General features: G+C 36.0%; 13 protein-coding genes. 9 read left to right on the top strand and 4 right to left on the bottom strand.

Annotation, left to right across the window (positions count from 1 at the left end; translation table 11 throughout):
- Positions 1-18: 18 nt before the first annotated feature.
- Positions 19-1,245 (bottom strand): HD domain-containing protein, encoded by a 1,227-nt coding sequence (locus ABN763_RS01535; protein WP_410483643.1) that lies wholly within the window; start codon positions 1,243-1,245, stop codon positions 19-21.
- A 41-nt stretch (positions 1,246-1,286) separates the two neighbouring features.
- Between ABN763_RS01535 and ABN763_RS01530 the strand changes: the two genes are divergently transcribed.
- Complete coding sequence (locus ABN763_RS01530; protein WP_410483642.1) at positions 1,287-2,834, top strand: PglZ domain-containing protein; 1,548 nt, start codon at positions 1,287-1,289, stop codon at positions 2,832-2,834.
- 166 nt (positions 2,835-3,000) lie between these two features.
- Positions 3,001-3,366, top strand: a complete 366-nt coding sequence (locus tag ABN763_RS01525; protein ID WP_410483641.1) for a hypothetical protein — start codon at positions 3,001-3,003, stop codon at positions 3,364-3,366.
- Between the two features lie 51 nt (positions 3,367-3,417).
- Here the strand turns inward: ABN763_RS01525 and ABN763_RS01520 are convergent, their stop codons facing one another.
- Complete coding sequence (locus ABN763_RS01520; RefSeq protein ID WP_410483640.1) at positions 3,418-4,659, bottom strand: hypothetical protein; 1,242 nt, start codon at positions 4,657-4,659, stop codon at positions 3,418-3,420.
- A gap of 12 nt (positions 4,660-4,671) precedes the next feature.
- Positions 4,672-5,982, bottom strand: coding sequence for a hypothetical protein (locus ABN763_RS01515; protein ID WP_410483639.1), 1,311 nt, complete (start codon positions 5,980-5,982; stop codon positions 4,672-4,674).
- Positions 5,983-6,001: 19 nt separating this feature from the next.
- Between ABN763_RS01515 and tsaE the strand changes: the two genes are divergently transcribed.
- From tsaE to ABN763_RS01480, 7 genes are all read left to right on the top strand, one after another.
- Positions 6,002-6,424 (top strand): tRNA (adenosine(37)-N6)-threonylcarbamoyltransferase complex ATPase subunit type 1 TsaE, encoded by a 423-nt coding sequence (gene tsaE, locus ABN763_RS01510; protein ID WP_410483638.1) that lies wholly within the window; start codon positions 6,002-6,004, stop codon positions 6,422-6,424.
- A 134-nt stretch (positions 6,425-6,558) separates the two neighbouring features.
- Positions 6,559-6,720: a hypothetical protein gene (locus ABN763_RS01505; protein WP_410483637.1), complete on the top strand. Its 162-nt coding sequence runs from the start codon at positions 6,559-6,561 to the stop codon at positions 6,718-6,720.
- 139 nt (positions 6,721-6,859) lie between these two features.
- Positions 6,860-7,384 carry a hypothetical protein gene (locus ABN763_RS01500; protein WP_410483636.1) on the top strand — a complete coding sequence of 175 codons (525 nt, stop codon included), beginning with the start codon at positions 6,860-6,862 and terminating at the stop codon, positions 7,382-7,384.
- Between the two features lie 9 nt (positions 7,385-7,393).
- Positions 7,394-8,593: an alanine dehydrogenase gene (locus ABN763_RS01495; RefSeq protein WP_410483635.1), complete on the top strand. Its 1,200-nt coding sequence runs from the start codon at positions 7,394-7,396 to the stop codon at positions 8,591-8,593.
- A gap of 114 nt (positions 8,594-8,707) precedes the next feature.
- Positions 8,708-9,433 carry a type II CAAX prenyl endopeptidase Rce1 family protein gene (locus ABN763_RS01490; protein WP_410483634.1) on the top strand — a complete coding sequence of 242 codons (726 nt, stop codon included), beginning with the start codon at positions 8,708-8,710 and terminating at the stop codon, positions 9,431-9,433.
- Positions 9,434-9,670: 237 nt separating this feature from the next.
- Positions 9,671-10,015: a hypothetical protein gene (locus ABN763_RS01485; protein WP_410483633.1), complete on the top strand. Its 345-nt coding sequence runs from the start codon at positions 9,671-9,673 to the stop codon at positions 10,013-10,015.
- Positions 10,016-10,107: 92 nt separating this feature from the next.
- Complete coding sequence (locus ABN763_RS01480) at positions 10,108-10,617, top strand: YceI family protein (protein ID WP_410483632.1); 510 nt, start codon at positions 10,108-10,110, stop codon at positions 10,615-10,617.
- Positions 10,618-10,804: 187 nt separating this feature from the next.
- On the opposite strand, the gene ABN763_RS01475 is transcribed toward ABN763_RS01480, so the two are convergent.
- A complete protein-coding gene (locus ABN763_RS01475; RefSeq protein WP_410483631.1) occupies positions 10,805-16,381 on the bottom strand; it encodes an endonuclease in 5,577 nt (1,858 codons plus the stop codon).
- Positions 16,382-16,490: the final 109 nt, after the last annotated feature.

The raw sequence follows: 16,490 nt of genomic DNA, 5'->3' as shown, positions 1-16,490 counted from the left end.
ATAAAAATTTTTAGAAGATCATTTCCGCTTTGGGTAACATAGATAGTACTTCGTTATTTTATTTGATAACGATCGTAAATTAAACTGATCAGAAGCCTCCGTAACATCTTTTACCTCTCCATTTTTGTAGTAAATATTAATGTTTTGATCAATAGCCGTATATGCCTGATTCGAAATTTCACCACTAAATACAAAATAGCCAGCTTCATAAGCCGAAATGTTATATGTATCTATCAAATAATCAATATGCGGTTTTTTAGCCTGATCTTGTTGTACTTGATCCGAAATTTCGATTTTTAAAAGATCTCGTTCAATAATCATTTGACTTAAATTGCTCAACACAAAATCGTCATGATACATCCATTCTTTCATTGCAGAAAGGATATCAACATCATCCAGTCTTGAAAAAATATCCAGTACATCCTCATTAAAATCGCTACTCGTAATCTTATTGTTTAAAAAGAAAGAAAAAGCTTTGCTGGCCTCAACAGTTATTCCTGAAGCACATAATTCTTTAGCTCTCTTCAAAACACGAATCAGTAATTGCTCGGCAACCAGACTGGTTTTATGCAAATATACCTGCCAATACATAAGACGTCTCGCAACAAGAAATTTTTCGACGGAGTAAATTCCCTTTTCTTCTACCACAAATTCATCGTTTACCACATTTAACATGGTGATAATACGCTCGCTATTAATGTTACCTTCAGCGACGCCTGTATAAAAACTGTCTCGTTTTAAATAGTCAGTTCTATCCATATCAAGCTGACTTGATATTAACTGATTTAAAAATTTCCGGTGATATTCACCTTTAAATATCTTGATAGCTAGCGTTAAACTTTGGTTAAATTCAGCATTAAGGTTCTCCATAAAGAGGAGTGAAATCTCCTCGTGTGAAACTTCTTCAACTAAACTATGCTCCATTGCATGACTAAACGGTCCATGCCCTATGTCATGTAATAAAATGGCTTGTAATAACGCATTTTCTTCATCTTCAGAAATCGCCACCTCCTTAAACCGCAGTACATTAACCGCCTTTTTCATAAGATGCATGCAACCTAAAGCGTGATGAAAACGAGTATGATGTGCACCAGGATATACCAAATACGATAATCCCATTTGTGAAATACGCCGTAAACGCTGAAAATATTTATGAGCAATCAGGTCAAATATGCCTTCATTCGGAATCGTAATAAATCCGTAAATCGGGTCGTTTAAAATCTTAAGTTTATTACTTTTACTCAAACAGCTCAAGGATTAGTGGTACGCAAATATAGCTACATATAATGAACAAGATAAATATACTTTGGGTCGATGATGAAATCGATCTTTTAAAGCCCCATATACTCTTTTTAGAACAAAAAAATTATGACATTACTACCTGTCAAAGTGGTACTGAAGCCATCGAAGTCATAGACCAAGATAGTTTTGATATTGTCTTTTTAGATGAAAATATGCCGGGCCTTACCGGCCTAGAGACCTTATCTGGAATAAAAGAAAAACAGGCCAATATTCCTGTAGTGATGATCACCAAAAGTGAGGAAGAGTATATTATGGAGGAAGCTATTGGAAGTAAAATAGCTGATTACCTTATTAAACCGGTTAACCCAAGTCAGATATTACTTAGCCTAAAAAAGAATCTTGATCACTCACGGCTAATCTCAGAAAAAACAACCTCCAACTACCAACAGGAATTCAGAAAGATTGCAATGGACCTGTCGATGGTTAATACTTTTGAAGAGTGGGCAGAATTATACCAACGGCTTATTTATTGGGAAATTGAATTGGAAGATATTGAAGACGTAGGTATGATCGAGATTTTAGAATCTCAAAAGGTAGAGGCCAATACCCAGTTTGCCAAGTTTGTAGATAACAATTACAAAGATTGGTTTAACGATGATGATGCGCCGGTCATGTCGCATACGCTGTTTAAAAATATGATCGAGCCTGAATTAAGCAAAGACCAACCAACACTTTTGGTGGTTATTGATAATTTGCGCTTTGACCAATGGAAAGCCTTTGAACCTATTGTCAACAACTATTATAAAAAGAATATTGAAACACCTTATTATAGTATTCTCCCGACTGCCACGCAGTATGCCAGAAATGCCATTTTTTCTGGTCTGATGCCTGCAGACATGGAACGTTTGCACCCGAAGCTATGGAAAAATGATACGGATGAAGGTGGTAAAAATTTATATGAGGAAGAGTTTTTGAAAGCACAGTTAAAGCGCCTAGGACTAGATATTAAGTGCGAATACCACAAAATTACCAGCTTAAAAGGAGGAAGACGTTTTGCAGACAATTTTAAATCCCAAAAGGATAATGACTTGACTGTAGTCGTATATAATTTTGTTGACATGTTAAGTCATAGTAAAACAGAAATGGAAGTAGTCAAAGAACTTGCTTCTAATGATAAAGCATATCGATCGCTTACCCAAAGTTGGTTTAAAAATTCGCCTCTGTTAGAAATCATCCAACAGGCGCAACAATTAGGGTTTAAGCTAATTATCACAACAGATCATGGAACGATCAATGTAAAAAACCCCTCAAAAGTAGTGGGAGACCGTGATACCAGTTTAAACTTACGCTATAAAACGGGTAAAAGTCTAACCTATGAAGATAGAGATGTACTTGCTGCACAAAAGCCAAAGGACATTCACCTGCCTGCAATAAATGTAAGTAGTAGCTTTATTTTTGCAAAAGGAGATTTATTTTTTGCATACCCAAATAACTACAACCATTACGTTAGTTATTACAGAAATACCTACCAACATGGTGGAGTAAGTCTACAAGAAATGATCATTCCTTTTGTGGTTTTACAACCGCGATAACGAAGTAAATAACATTGCGGATTCTTAATCAAAATCCTTTAAGGCAATGTTCTTATAAATATAGGGGTTCTCATATTTTGTCATTATCTGTTACAATTAGAACAAATTCACTTTTAATTGCAATTAATTTGATACTTTTATAGACCCTAACAATACTTTAATCAAAATGAAAACCATCGATCGCATCATGCTTTTTATAAAGCATATGAAACTAAGCGCACGTAAATTTGACATATCTATTGGCGCTTCAAACGGTTACACACTCCGCATGCATAAAAACAATGCATCTGTTGGGAGTGATGTTATTGAAAAAATCCTAAAAGTGTATCCTCGTATTAACCTAGTATGGTTAATGACTGGTAAAGGTGAAATGTTTTTACCTGCTGAAGAGTTTGCTACTTCTGAAGTTGCACCTTCTATTATTGAACAAATCGTAAACGAGCGTATTGACGCACGTATGATAGAAGAGCGCAAACAACTGAAGAAGGAAATTATTGCTGAGATTGATCAAGAAATCAAAGCCAATAGCTAACCATTATTTAATACCGACTGTTTATTATTGAAGCTCCCTTACGCTTCAATATTAATCAATTTCATTTCGCAGTTTTACCATTTGCAAAAGATATTCATCTTTTGTGAGGGTAGATTTTTTTTCCTTTAATGCTGCCAATCGGTCTTGAAAACTTTGCTTTTGGGCAGCAATTTCTTGATTGGTAATTTGATCTAAAGTATGGTTGATTTCTTTTTCAAGCTCAACTATAAGATCTTTTGTAAGACTAAAATATTTAAGTTTACGCGAAATGATAACAATTAAAATAATTATTGGCACCGCTATTGGTAGGGGTTTCCAATATTCATATTCATCAACCAAATCAACATTTTCACTTAAAATAGATACAAGTTGGAAAATGTACATCGCGAGAGGTATTAAGATAACATTCTTCCACCATTTGTTAGATGTGAAGAACCATGTCGCTAGAACTAATATCGGTGCGACCTTATTTACTGCATACCAAAGAAACCCATAAACATCCGGATATGATTTAGCAACCGAAACTAAGAAAGAAGGGCCCCAATTCCGATCTCCAATTGGTGCAAGCTTGTAAAACCATAACACGAATGGTATCGATACTAAAATTAAAACAACAATTAAATTTCTCCTCCAATCAATCTTTGCGTTCATAATAACCGTTTCATCATATATTTTATGTTTATCAAGGTTAGCTCTTATTCTTAACAAATCGAATAAATATCTTTTCAAACTTTCGTTATTTTTTTCCTTTTTTATCTGATTTAGCCAACTTTCGTTAATTCTAAACACATCTTTAGAATTTCCTAATGACAATAGAAAAGCTTTGATCTGAATATTAAGAAATCTTTCATTTGGATTTGTAAACATTTTTTTAAGAACAATCAACATGGCTGTAATAGTTAACCAAAAAGGGATTGAAATCAAAAAATCACCAAATAAAGTATCTGATTGGTAATCTGAAATTATTATGAATATCTGCCAAAAAAATTGAAACAACATAAATATGAATGGAACAAGAATCATGATATTCCATCTATTCGTCTCATTCAAATACCAAATACCAAGATATATTGCTAATGGCACTTTTAAAGATATGTACCAAAGAAAAGAGGAAACATCGTTATAACCTCGAAGTATGAATGAGGTAAAACCTAAGTCAACAATATTTGAGTCACCTGGAGCCAGCAAGTAAAGATAGGTAGCAAAAGGTATGGTGCAGATTAAGATGATAAAAACTAAATCTGAATAATAACTATATTCATTATTGGACAATAGCTTAAACTGATTGTTCATTTTGATGTTTTTTTATTCAATTTCATTTCGCAGTTTTACCATTTGCAAAAGGTACTCGTCTTTTGTGAGGGTAGATTTCTTTGCTTTTAATGCTGCGAGTCGATCTTGAAAACTTTGCTTCCGAACAGCTATTTCTTGATTAGTAATTTGATCTAAAGTGTGGTTGATTTCTTTTTCTATTTCAAGAATTAAATTTTTAGTGAGTCTATAATACCTTAGTTTTTTGGATGTGATAACTAACAAAATCCCTATTAGTACAACCAGTGGAAACACCTGTATTATTTCGTACTCATCTACAAAGTCTACATCTGGGTTAATCAATGAAACGAGTTGTAACATGTAAAAAGATATTGGAACAATCAAAACATTTTTCCACCAACTTGTGGAAACAACTAACCATAAAATAAGAAAAAATAGAGGCGCTAACTTATTAGTAATTAGCCAAATAAAGTAAACAATATCGGAATAATGTTGAGAACTAATCCGGAGCGATAGAACTTGCCATTCGGATCCCTTCGGAACTATTTTATAAAGATAAATTAAACTCGTAAAAAGGAATATAAAAAATACGATTATCACATTTTTATAATAAAAGCTTTTGCCAAGTTTTAGATGTTTGGAAGAATTTGCTTCTACTTGCTTTGACAATCTAGTTTTAAGAAATATCAAGTTGTAAATTTGTTTTTTATCATATGATAAAGCGACTTGTTCGATTATACCACGAAACTCGTTTAGACCGAGTAAGTAAGTCGATTGAATATTATCCGAAAAACCAATAAAGTGTTCAGTGTTTACGTCTAAATTACTAACTCTCTTCTTATTAATCTTCGTCCCAAAATAAATTAGAAACAACAGAAACAATAGCGTCAAACAATGAATTACATAAATCGATTCATTAGTCAAGTATTCGGTATCTATCAAAACAATTGATAAGAGTTTAAATAATAAAATAGCAATAGGAATTAATAAAAGAAACCTCCATTTCCTAAAAGTATCTACATACCATATCGTAAGATACATCAGAGGAATAAATTTCATAAGAAATATCCACAAGAAATATTGAGTGTTCTCATAGTAACCCACATCAAAATGGAAAAATAAAAAATCAATTTTAGCCTTGGATTCAGAAAAAAACAAATATGAATACTGAAGGAATGGAAGAGTAAAAATGAGTCCAATTATTATAGTATTGTAATGTAACCATTTTCCAAAGGAAAGATTAGAGATATTCATAAAGGGGGGAATTTTAAGGCTTTCAATATAATCAACTTTTATGCTGTATGAATTAAATGAATTAATTTCTACTGCTTTTTTGATGAACATGTTCTAATTTTGCCTTTATATGGAGAAGAAAAAGCACTGTTTTGAGTACAGCCTAGAAGAAATTGATTTCATAGCTCAAAAAGTTTTAGAATTAACCAATTCAAAAACCATTTTATTTAGGGGAGAAATGGGTGTCGGAAAAACAACATTGATTAAAGCCATTGCAAAACAGTTAGGATTTAACAAAAATTTAACATCCCCTACCTTCTCAATTGTCAATGAATATGAAATTTCTGACGGTTTTTTGTACCATTTTGACCTATATCGTATCAAAAAAACCGAAGAACTGTACGATTTTGGGGTTGAAGAGTATATTCATTCCGGTGAATGGAATTTGATCGAATGGCCTGAACGTTTAGTCGATGAACTACCTGATAATTACGCTGAAATACAAATAGTTAGCCTTAACAATAATTTAAGAAAGATTTGTATATATTCGTAATCTATTCTACCATTTTTCTACAAAAAATAGTTGTTTACAACAACATAAGTTTGCAAAAGTACGACTAACTTTCTGAATATCCGTAACTTATTTAGTCATATGTTTGTACCTGTAAAACCCTTAAACAAATAATAATGACAACTAAAAGACTTATTTCAGCCCTATTATTAGTAATTTTTTCTGTAGCACTTTTCGCATCTTGTACTCCTGATAGCATTGCAGATGATACTACCTATGATAATTTTGAAGGTATTAAAAAGACAGACGCTGCTAAATTAGCGCCGAAGAAAGATTAATTAAAAATACTTGAATATATGTAAGCACTTCCTTTGGAAGTGCTTTTTTTATTGATTATTCTTGCCAATTTTATCTTTTATCTTAAAATTAAAAATTGCATATTTGATTAAAATTTCCCCAAATTAAAAATAAAGCACGTTGGAAAAAGCTAGGACGAAAAGAAAATTATTCAGAAGGAGTATTGTAATTAGCTCCTTAATTGCTTTACTAATTGCCATATCTCCCTATATATTTTATTTATACGAGTCAGCTCCTGATGATTCCCAAATTTGGGAAACATTTGCTTTTACAATATCCACAGAAGCCTACCCTAATGTATACAGCATGCTGTGGTTAATCATGGGTAAGGTATTGCCTTTGTATTTATTGATATTGTGGTTTTTCACATGTAAGCATTGGTGGTATCATGTTATTTTAATTCCGATTGCAATGTATTCATTTCAGACTTTTACTTTGTTAAATGACGATGCTGAATTTGTAGATGAAGCTGAAATCTATTATATAATACCAATAATGATGGTTATCATTCCTTTTGTATATTTAATTCGATTGAAGATTTTTGATAAAGTTGTTCATGGTATCGATCTCAAAAAATTAGATGAGGAATTGGAGCAACTTAAAGATCTAGATGACTACCATGACGAGTCTATCGAAATAAAATAAACTCACTACATGAGTACACCCATCACTCCCTTTACCAAAGCGCAACTGCTCCCACAAGAGGAAATGCTAGAAGTGCTTAAAAGTAAAAGTGAGTTGTTTATTGGTATCCCAAAAGAAACATCCTATCAAGAAAAACGTGTATGTCTCACTCCAGATGCGGTAGCTGCCATTACTGCTCACGGGCATCGCGTATTGGTAGAAAGTGAAGCAGGTGAAGGAGCCAATTTTAGTGATACAGACTATAGCGAAGCTGGTGCCGAAATTACTAAGGATACCGCAAAGGTATTTCGCTGCCCGATGCTTTTAAAGGTAGAACCACCATCGCTGGAAGAGTTGGAGCTAATCAATCCACAAACCATTATCATCTCTGCCCTTCAGCTAAAAACACAGGAAAAAAAATACTTCGAAACCCTAGCCGCAAAACGTATTACGGCTATTGCATTTGAGTTTATTCGTGATGAAGACGGTACATTTCCCGCCGTACGTACTTTAAGTGAAATTGCAGGAACTGCTTCCGTACTGATCGCTGCAGAATTATTGACCAACAGCAAATCGGGTAATGGCTTGATGTTCGGTAATATTAGTGGCGTCCCTCCTATTGAGGTTGTTATACTAGGTGCCGGAACGGTAGGAGAATACGCTGCCCGATCTGCAACCGGCTTAGGAGCGAACGTAAAAGTATTTGATAATTCCATCACCAAACTACGATGCTTACAAACCAACATTGGTAAACAGCTATACACTTCTACCATTCAACCAAAAAACCTGATTAAAGCATTAAAACGCTGCGATGTGGTGATCGGGGCAGTACGTGGTAAAAATCGCTCCCCAATTATGGTTACCGAACCGATGGTAGAAAACATGAAAAAAGGTTCAGTAATAATCGACGTCAGTATAGATATGGGTGGGTGTTTTGAAACTAGCGAAGTGACCAACCATGATAAGCCCACCTTTGTTAAGCATGAGGTCATACATTACTGTGTGCCAAACATTCCGGCACGATACTCAAAAACCTCCTCCGTTTCTATTTCAAATATATTCACTCCCTACTTACTTAAAATTGGGGAAGCCGGAGGACTAGAAAATTCCCTTCGCTTTGATCGAGGACTTAAAAACGGATTGTATTTTTACCATGGTGTATTAACCAACAAATCCGTCGCCGACTGGTTTGGACTGGATTATAGCGACATTAATTTGTTAATTTTTTAGATTGCAAGACAATCCTAGAATTAACTTAAGTTTACTGTAGCTAATTTAGTTTTAAATTGCATAAATACTTGACCCAAGTTTTAACCACTTCGATGAGACACCTTCTTAAATTACATGTCAGACATTCTAATAAATAGTTATCGCTTAGCACATAAGCTGTATCAGTTTCTGTTAAATCCTGTTCTCACAAAACCTAAGCTTCAAATGAAGGCACAAACGCTCTTGTGCTTTTTAATTATAAAATTTGCACTTTCGTTTGTTTTCGTCATGCTGCTATTTATAGCAAAGGTACCTCGTTCATCATCCGTAAAACCGATGAGCGAACAATACGGTTTTTGGACCATTATACTGTTAGTTACAGTCTTAATACCCATATTAGAAGAACTGATGTTTCGTTCATTTCTTCGTTTCAACAAGTATTACGTGTTGGTGTCGAGCTTCTTATTAACACATTTAGTATTATCTAAATTCTATTTTAAGGAAGGATGGTTAACCATTACTCCAGATTTACCAACTCGATTAACGATTCCCCTAATCGTTGGACTACTTGGCTTTGCTTTAGCTGTAAAACTAAAACAACGTTTGAACAAGGCATGGTCAACATACTTTCCCTATTTGTTTTATATAAGTTTTTTACTATTTGGTTTGTTACATATTACCAAGTTCGAAATCAATGCAAAAACGATCATACTAGCCCCGTTTCTAACCGCTCCTCAGGTTATTGGAGGCATTATTTATAGTTACGTACGCGTTCAATATGGTTTAATATATAGTATCAAACTCCATGCTATAAATAATGTTGTACCTGCCATGGTAATGGCAATGACTTCAATTTATTAAGCAGTATGATTAGCTGTTATTTCGAAAAGAAAAAGTACCTTATCATATTATTTATCATGACTCTGGTTACTATATTTAAACTACTCTAATCAGTATCGTCATTATATGTTTCCAGTATTTACCAACCCATTTAAAGTTTAAATTAGGGCTACCGTTAAATTTTGGAATTTGTCATTTGAAGATTGGCATTTTACTTCATTTAATCCGATTTTTGCAACTTACTTTTATCCTTAAAAAATGACCGTATTACAACGTGCCGGATATTACTTAGGAGGTTTCGCTTTAGGCTTAATCGTGTTATCTTTTTTTCTAAGCGGTAAAAAAGCTTCTTGCAGTTATGGTCCAAATGCACGAGTTATTAAAAATATTAGCGGTAAGACATTTGAATATGGTGGTACCGGACTAGATTCTACCAAAGTACTGTCAATACTTCGTAGTGGTGAGGTCGATTTTTCAAAAAGCAACACCAAATTAGATTCGTGTAAAACCTACTGGATCGATGGATACTACAATGAGCACGAACATTCACTATTTATTCAAAATTGCGACAGTATTGCTACTATTCTTAAGACGAGTCTTTAACTTCTTTAAATTTCAAATACTGGGCCCAACTTGATCACTCACAATATATAATGCTATTTCAACTAACTTTAAGCATTCAAAATCAATCAATCATGAAAAACCTATTTGTTGCCACTTTTTTTTTGTTAACGTTAACGACAACCGCAGTAAATGCACAGATAAACAGCCAAAAAGCAACGGTATCTTTTCTATTTGTTTCTGAGGATGTTCAAGGCTCGATAAGTGATCTAAAAACGGATATTAAGATAGATGACAACATGATCGCCAATTCCTATATGAAGGGATCGGTTGCAGTTACCACACTTAAAACAGGAAATTTTTTACGAGATGGGCATTTAATGTGGAAAAAGTACTTTTATAAAAAAGTCTTTCCTCGTATTGCATTTGAAAGCACCACCATTTCCAAAGAAAACGAGCAATTGAAGGTTGCAGGCATACTTACCATAAAAGACATATCAAAATCAGTTACCATTATATTCGACAAAAAAGATGATATCCTTTCAGGAAAAATGCGAATTAATACCTACGATTATGGAATTAAGATATCTAAAAAGAAGGAAGAAAATATAGTGGATGTATTTTTTGATTTTCCTTTGGAGTGAAAGAATTAGTCTCCTTGAATTCCTTCCCATAGGTTAAGTCAGCCATTTCAGGGTACATTTCTTCCTTACAATAATTTAATAAGGTTACCCAATTCCTTTTGAGAAACACCTGCTGCCCAGAATAAATAAAAAAGCCTGTGAGTATAATACTCACAGGCTTTTTATTCAAACTATTATTTAATTAGTTCTACAACTTGATCATCTTTTTCGATACTTGCTCTTTACCATCAACAATGGCTTTTAAGAAATAAACTCCCCTTGGTAGTTTACCGAGTCCAGTCATCCTAAATCTACAGAAACCAGGGTATACTTTTCCTGTTGATTGTTGTATCATATTTCCACTAAAATCGTACAACGCTAAATCAACATTCGTATTTTGTGTGCTGCGTACCCAGATACTAATTCGGTCTCTAAACGGATTAGGGAAAGCCTTTAAATTAGTAATTACCAGCTCTTGACTAGCATCACAACTTCCTAAGGTTGCGCCTCTTCGTAAGAAGGATGGTACAGCAAGGGTAGACACACAACGTGTTCTTCCTCTAAAACAAAGTTCAACTCTAGGACGACGCGGATTATTACCACAGCGTACATCAATTACTTCAACATTGACTGTCGCCGTCGCAGTACAACCGACAGCATCAGTTACTGTTAACGTATAAGCTGTTGTTTCCTCTGGGGAAACTTCAATAACAGTATCAGTCTCTCCTGTGCTCCATTCATAAGTAAAGTTACCTGCTCCTCCTTCCAAAGTATTAAATGTTAGCAAGGCAGATTCTTCTGGACCATAACCAAAATAAACGGTTTGATCTTCTATAAGCGTTAGTACTATTGCTTCCGGTTCAGTAATAGAAACCGTTGAGGACATTACATTCGTTCCTAAAGCATCAGTAACAATCACACTGTAATCACCAGCAGTTAAGTTTGTAGCGGCAGCTGTTTCCTGTCCATCACTCCATAAGTAGGTGTAAGGAGCTATGCCTCCGGTTGCCGTTATTGAAGCGGTACCATCAGCTTCACCATTACAACTTACATTAGTTGCTATTACCTCACCAATACTTAATTGGTTTAACTGAAATCTGGTAGAAACGGGTAGATGATCAGAAGTCGTACGTGTATAATCTCCATCGATAAATTCATAATGCACGGTGGTACTTCCTTCAATATCATTATTTTTTAATTCATCGGAAACCGAAATATGATCAATCATGTTTTCTCGTGCAACGAATGATCTAAATCCGCCTTCACTTAAAATTGAAGTAACAATTTCGTAATTGATACCATCGCTTACATATTCTTCGTATGAGCTAACAGTCGAAGTTATATCAGCAACCGTAACATCGACATCGTCATTATAATCGCCTAATAGTATAATATTGGCATTAGGATAAAATGCATCTAACGAGTCCTTAATTACTTCTACATCGTATTTACGCATATCGTAACGTTCTTGCGCATCTCGCGAACTATTAGCACGAGCATGAAGATCGATAATATTGAATTCTTTGCTTTCACCTTCGATAGTGACGTTGGCAGTCATCATAAACGGTAAACGCCCGCTTGCAAAGAACCGATCAGTAGTACTTGGATAACCTACGAGCGCACTATCATCACCACCATTATATAACGGATGAATTGATTCTAACAACACTTGGGTTGATACATTTTCTACTGTAGCATTTTTATAAATGAACCCTACTTTTTGCTTCACTCCGGGATCGTTTGGTCTTGATGTAGCATCAGAAAGCACATAACTATATTCAGGAAGTTCATCAATCAATTGACCAAACAATACATCGTCCGCAATTTCTTGAACAGCAATTATATCTGCATCCAAACGCTGAATTACAGCCTTTACACTGTCTTTTTGAATTTGATCTGAAAGCGGGTTTCCAGCAGCCGGAGAATTTTCTTCATCTCCAAACCACTCGATATTCCAGGTTACTACATCAAAGGTTTTATCTTTACTGATGGTAATCGTATCCGCTGGGTTTACATATTCAGTAGCACAAGCAAGATCAGCTTGCGTTCTTGGTAGTAGTTGAAAGATTTCATTAAAACGGCCGATAACGCCTACAACTTCTGCGCAGTTTTCGGGTTGTGCCAATCCTATTAAGCTTTCAACATTATTATCTAAACGAAGTTGTCCCCCGCCACTTGCATCAGTCAATTCATAGTTTGAACTGCCAAATAACACATCACCAGGACGTGGGAATGTCGTATTCTCAACACGCACTAATTGTCCTGCGAAATCAGCTAATTGAGATAATGTAATAGTAGCAGGTTGAATAGGACTAGTTGCAATTCCGTTAGATTCGACACTAGTAACAGGGCTAATTTGCACTTGCTCTCTAAAGGTACTTCTAACACCCACAATCGTAATTGAATCTCCAACAGAGAACAATCCGTCACCGTGTACTTTTTCGTCAAATACGGCGATACCACCTGTAGCGTCCTGAATGAATGCCGAACCGCCAAAATTATCAGATACTGTTAGCACACCGGTAACTTTAACTTGTGTACCATCGGTAGCTGCTCTCACCTCGGCTATTGTAGAAAGATCCGGTTCGGTAATGACACCGCCTCCATCAATCGGAAATGGATTTGGTGCTGTGGCATTCGATGTTTGTCCATCTAGGGCATCACGACCACTAAAAGTCCAATTATCTAAAACAAAAGTTGAACCGTCAGCACCTGTATCCTCTTTACGCTTTGCCCAACCATCAGTATATTCCCATGGTTGACCAGTACCATCAACAGCAATCTCTCCAAAAACGTCTATCACCTCACCATCTCTAAATAACTCAATGGCGTCATCACCATTAATTCCGGCGACACCGGTCGTAAAATCGGGTTCAAAACCAAAGAATGAGATAAAGCCATTAGTTTCAGTTGCGATATAGATAAAATCTCCAGCTGTTGCTGTACCCGTAAATGTAAATTCTTGTCCATCGGTTCCTCCACCATTATTGGCCGAACCAAATCCGTAAATACTTAAATCCGCAATATCAGCAGTAGCTAACAACTCGATTGCTTTGGGAGTACCGCCAGAAAGCGGCCCGTCAACAACTCCTGTTATTATTAATGCAGCTGGTACAACAGGAACAACTCCAGGATAGGGATTCGTGGCTGAAGCATTATCAGTAGCACCATCAAGTGCATCACGACCGCTATAAATCCAATTATCTAATACGAAAGTTGAACCATCAGGCCCAGTTTCATCTTTTCTAAAAGCCCAACCATCAGTATATTCCCATGCCTGACCGGAACCATCAACATTAATATCTCCAAAAACATCGATCACTTCGCCATCCTTAAATAACTCGATGGCATCGTCACCGTTTATTGCAGCCGCTCCTGAAATAAAATCAGGATCAAAACCGAAAAAGGTGTTAAAGCCAGTTGCTTCCGTAGCTATGAATAACTTATCACCTGCTAAAGCCGAACCAGTAAATGCAAATTCCTGTCCATCAGTTCCGCCACCATTATTTGCTGAGCCAAATCCGTATATACTTAGATCAGCAATATCGGCTAGCACCAATAACTCAATTGCTTTTGGTGTTCCACCGGTAAGAGGTCCATCGAAAACACCATTAATTTTTAATGCAGGTACTTCAACAGGTTCCATTTCAATAGGAAAAGGTGTTGGCGCTGTTGCATTTGAAGTTTGACCATCTAGAGCATTAGGACCACTAAACGTCCAATTTTCTATTACAAATGTATCTGCATCCGGTCCGGTATTATCTTTTCTTTTGGCCCAACCATCTAGATATTCCCAAGGTTGACCCGAGCCATCAGTATTAATATCACCAAAAACATCAACTACTTCTCCATCTTTAAAAAGCTCAATCGCATCATCTCCGTTAATGGCCGCAGCACCAGAAGTGAAATTAGGATCGAAACCGAAGAATGCATTAAAACCAGCAGTTTCTGTAGCGATATAAATATAATCTCCTGCGGCGGCTGAACCTGTAAATGCAAACTCCTGACCATCAGTTCCACCACCATTGTTTGCAGATCCAAATCCGTAGATACTTAAATCGGCTACATCGTTAATAACAAAAAGCTCGATTACTTTTGGAGTACCACCGGATAATGGTCCGTCGAGCACCCCTGTAATCTTTAGATCAGATGAAACTGCCGGTGGTGCATAAGTTCCAATTGGAAATGGTGTTGTGGCAGTCGCGTTATTTGCCTGACCATCGTTAGCATCTCTACCACTAAATGTCCAATTTTCAAGTACAAAAGTAGTACCATCGGCACCTGTTCCATTTACGCGGTATGCCCAACCATCTGTATATTCCCAAGGTTGACCTGAACCATCAATATTGATATCACCAAAAGTATCGATCACAGTACCATTAAAAAATAATTCAATAGCGTCATCACCGTTAATCGCAGCAGCTCCTGATGTAAAATCTGGTGTAAACCCAAAAAAGGTATTAAAACCAGTTGTTTCAGTAGCGATGTATAAAAATTGTCCTGCGGTTGCTGATCCTGTTAATGCAAATTCTTGTCCATCGGTACCTCCTCCATTGTTTGCAGAACCGAATCCGTAAGCACTTAAATCAGCGATATCACTTACAACATAAAACTCAATTGCTTTTGGAGTACCACCAGAAAGCGGACCATCAAAAACACCCGTAATGATTAAAGCTGCATCTCCTGTCGAAGGGGGTGTTGTATCTTCTAATGTTGTTACGTTTGCAGGGTTACTTTCAGCTGATGCATTAAATACTGCATCCACCGCCTTTACTGTAAAAGTGTAAGCGGTATTAGGTGTAAGATTACTTACTGTATACGATGTAGTATTAGAAGTATCTATAAGTGAAGTACCATTAAAAATTTGATAAGCCGTTACCCCAACATTATCCGTTGATGCATCCCAAGAAAGATCAACAGTGGAAGTAGTGATGCCCGAAGCAACTAAATTAGTCGGAGTTGTAGGAGCCTCCACATCATTAGATCCACCATTTCCAAAACGATCTTCAGCCTGGGGACCACCCCATATATTTGTTGCAAAAGCAGGATTATCAATAAAAGGATTTCTGTTTCCTTGAATACCTGCTACTACGTTATTTCTTTGGATTTCGAATGCAGATACTGGATCTTCCGCATTCCATTGTAATAAAATATCCGGTATTTCTGTACTGAAAGTGATCGGACCGTTTGCTACTCTTATCGCCGCGCAACGTTCTCCATATCGTACGTACATAAACATCATCATACGAGCAACATCACCTCTCCATTCATCTCCGGGATACCACCCGTTATTAATTCTGGCGGCAGCACCACTTCCAGCTGTAAAGGGTAAGTTACTTCTAGAAGAATTTTGACCAACATCAGATGGTCTTAAATGATGTGCGTCAGAGCCTGGTCCTTCTGAACCCAAATTTGGTTGTCCCAAGGAACGTGGATAGGTGTGCTCACGATTCCATTGACCTGTGCTACCACCGTTATTGGTAGCGGCACGACTTCTGTCGGTCATTAAGTTCCCATCATTATCATCAGATCCATAGATAAGCAAAACATTGTTGCTGTTTGCTGGATCAAGATCACTCTGTTGTAGGGTATTCCATACACCTGGAGTATATGAAAGCTCTACCGTTTGTGTTGTTGTAATCAAATTTGAGAGAGCAACTTTTAGTGCCTCCCCACTTTGATTAATGTTTGTTCCGTTATAATATGCTGGTACCTGCGCGAACATTAATCCGCTTACCAAAAACATAAATAACAGCAATACCTTGTTGGGTAATTTTGTTTTCATTTGTGCGCTTAAAAATTAATAGTTTGACAATTTAAGGACATTTTCGCGTTTTAATGGTAAGTAGTTATTACCAAAATATTAACAATAAAAAACATGCCTTTACGCCTAT

The sequence above is a fragment of the Spongiivirga sp. MCCC 1A20706 genome (assembly GCF_046524175.1).
GTDB lineage: Bacteria > Bacteroidota > Bacteroidia > Flavobacteriales > Flavobacteriaceae > Spongiivirga.
Note: the sequence above shows the minus strand (reverse complement) of the source record. Positions and strands in the feature narration are given on the sequence as shown.

What these genes read in the sequence shown, in the direction of transcription:
- ABN763_RS01525 (WP_410483641.1), top strand. Translation starts at nt 3,001, where the DNA reads ATGAAAACCATCGATCGCATCATGCTTTTTATAAAGCATATGAAACTA.
- ABN763_RS01495 (WP_410483635.1), top strand. Translation starts at nt 7,394, where the DNA reads ATGAGTACACCCATCACTCCCTTTACCAAAGCGCAACTGCTCCCACAA.
- ABN763_RS01515 (WP_410483639.1), bottom strand. Translation starts at nt 5,982, where the DNA reads ATGTTCATCAAAAAAGCAGTAGAAATTAATTCATTTAATTCATACAGC.
- ABN763_RS01505 (WP_410483637.1), top strand. Translation starts at nt 6,559, where the DNA reads ATGACAACTAAAAGACTTATTTCAGCCCTATTATTAGTAATTTTTTCT.
- tsaE (WP_410483638.1), top strand. Translation starts at nt 6,002, where the DNA reads ATGGAGAAGAAAAAGCACTGTTTTGAGTACAGCCTAGAAGAAATTGAT.
- ABN763_RS01475 (WP_410483631.1), bottom strand. Translation starts at nt 16,381, where the DNA reads ATGAAAACAAAATTACCCAACAAGGTATTGCTGTTATTTATGTTTTTG.
- ABN763_RS01490 (WP_410483634.1), top strand. Translation starts at nt 8,708, where the DNA reads ATGTCAGACATTCTAATAAATAGTTATCGCTTAGCACATAAGCTGTAT.
- ABN763_RS01485 (WP_410483633.1), top strand. Translation starts at nt 9,671, where the DNA reads ATGACCGTATTACAACGTGCCGGATATTACTTAGGAGGTTTCGCTTTA.
- ABN763_RS01480 (WP_410483632.1), top strand. Translation starts at nt 10,108, where the DNA reads ATGAAAAACCTATTTGTTGCCACTTTTTTTTTGTTAACGTTAACGACA.
- ABN763_RS01520 (WP_410483640.1), bottom strand. Translation starts at nt 4,659, where the DNA reads ATGAACAATCAGTTTAAGCTATTGTCCAATAATGAATATAGTTATTAT.
- ABN763_RS01530 (WP_410483642.1), top strand. Translation starts at nt 1,287, where the DNA reads ATGAACAAGATAAATATACTTTGGGTCGATGATGAAATCGATCTTTTA.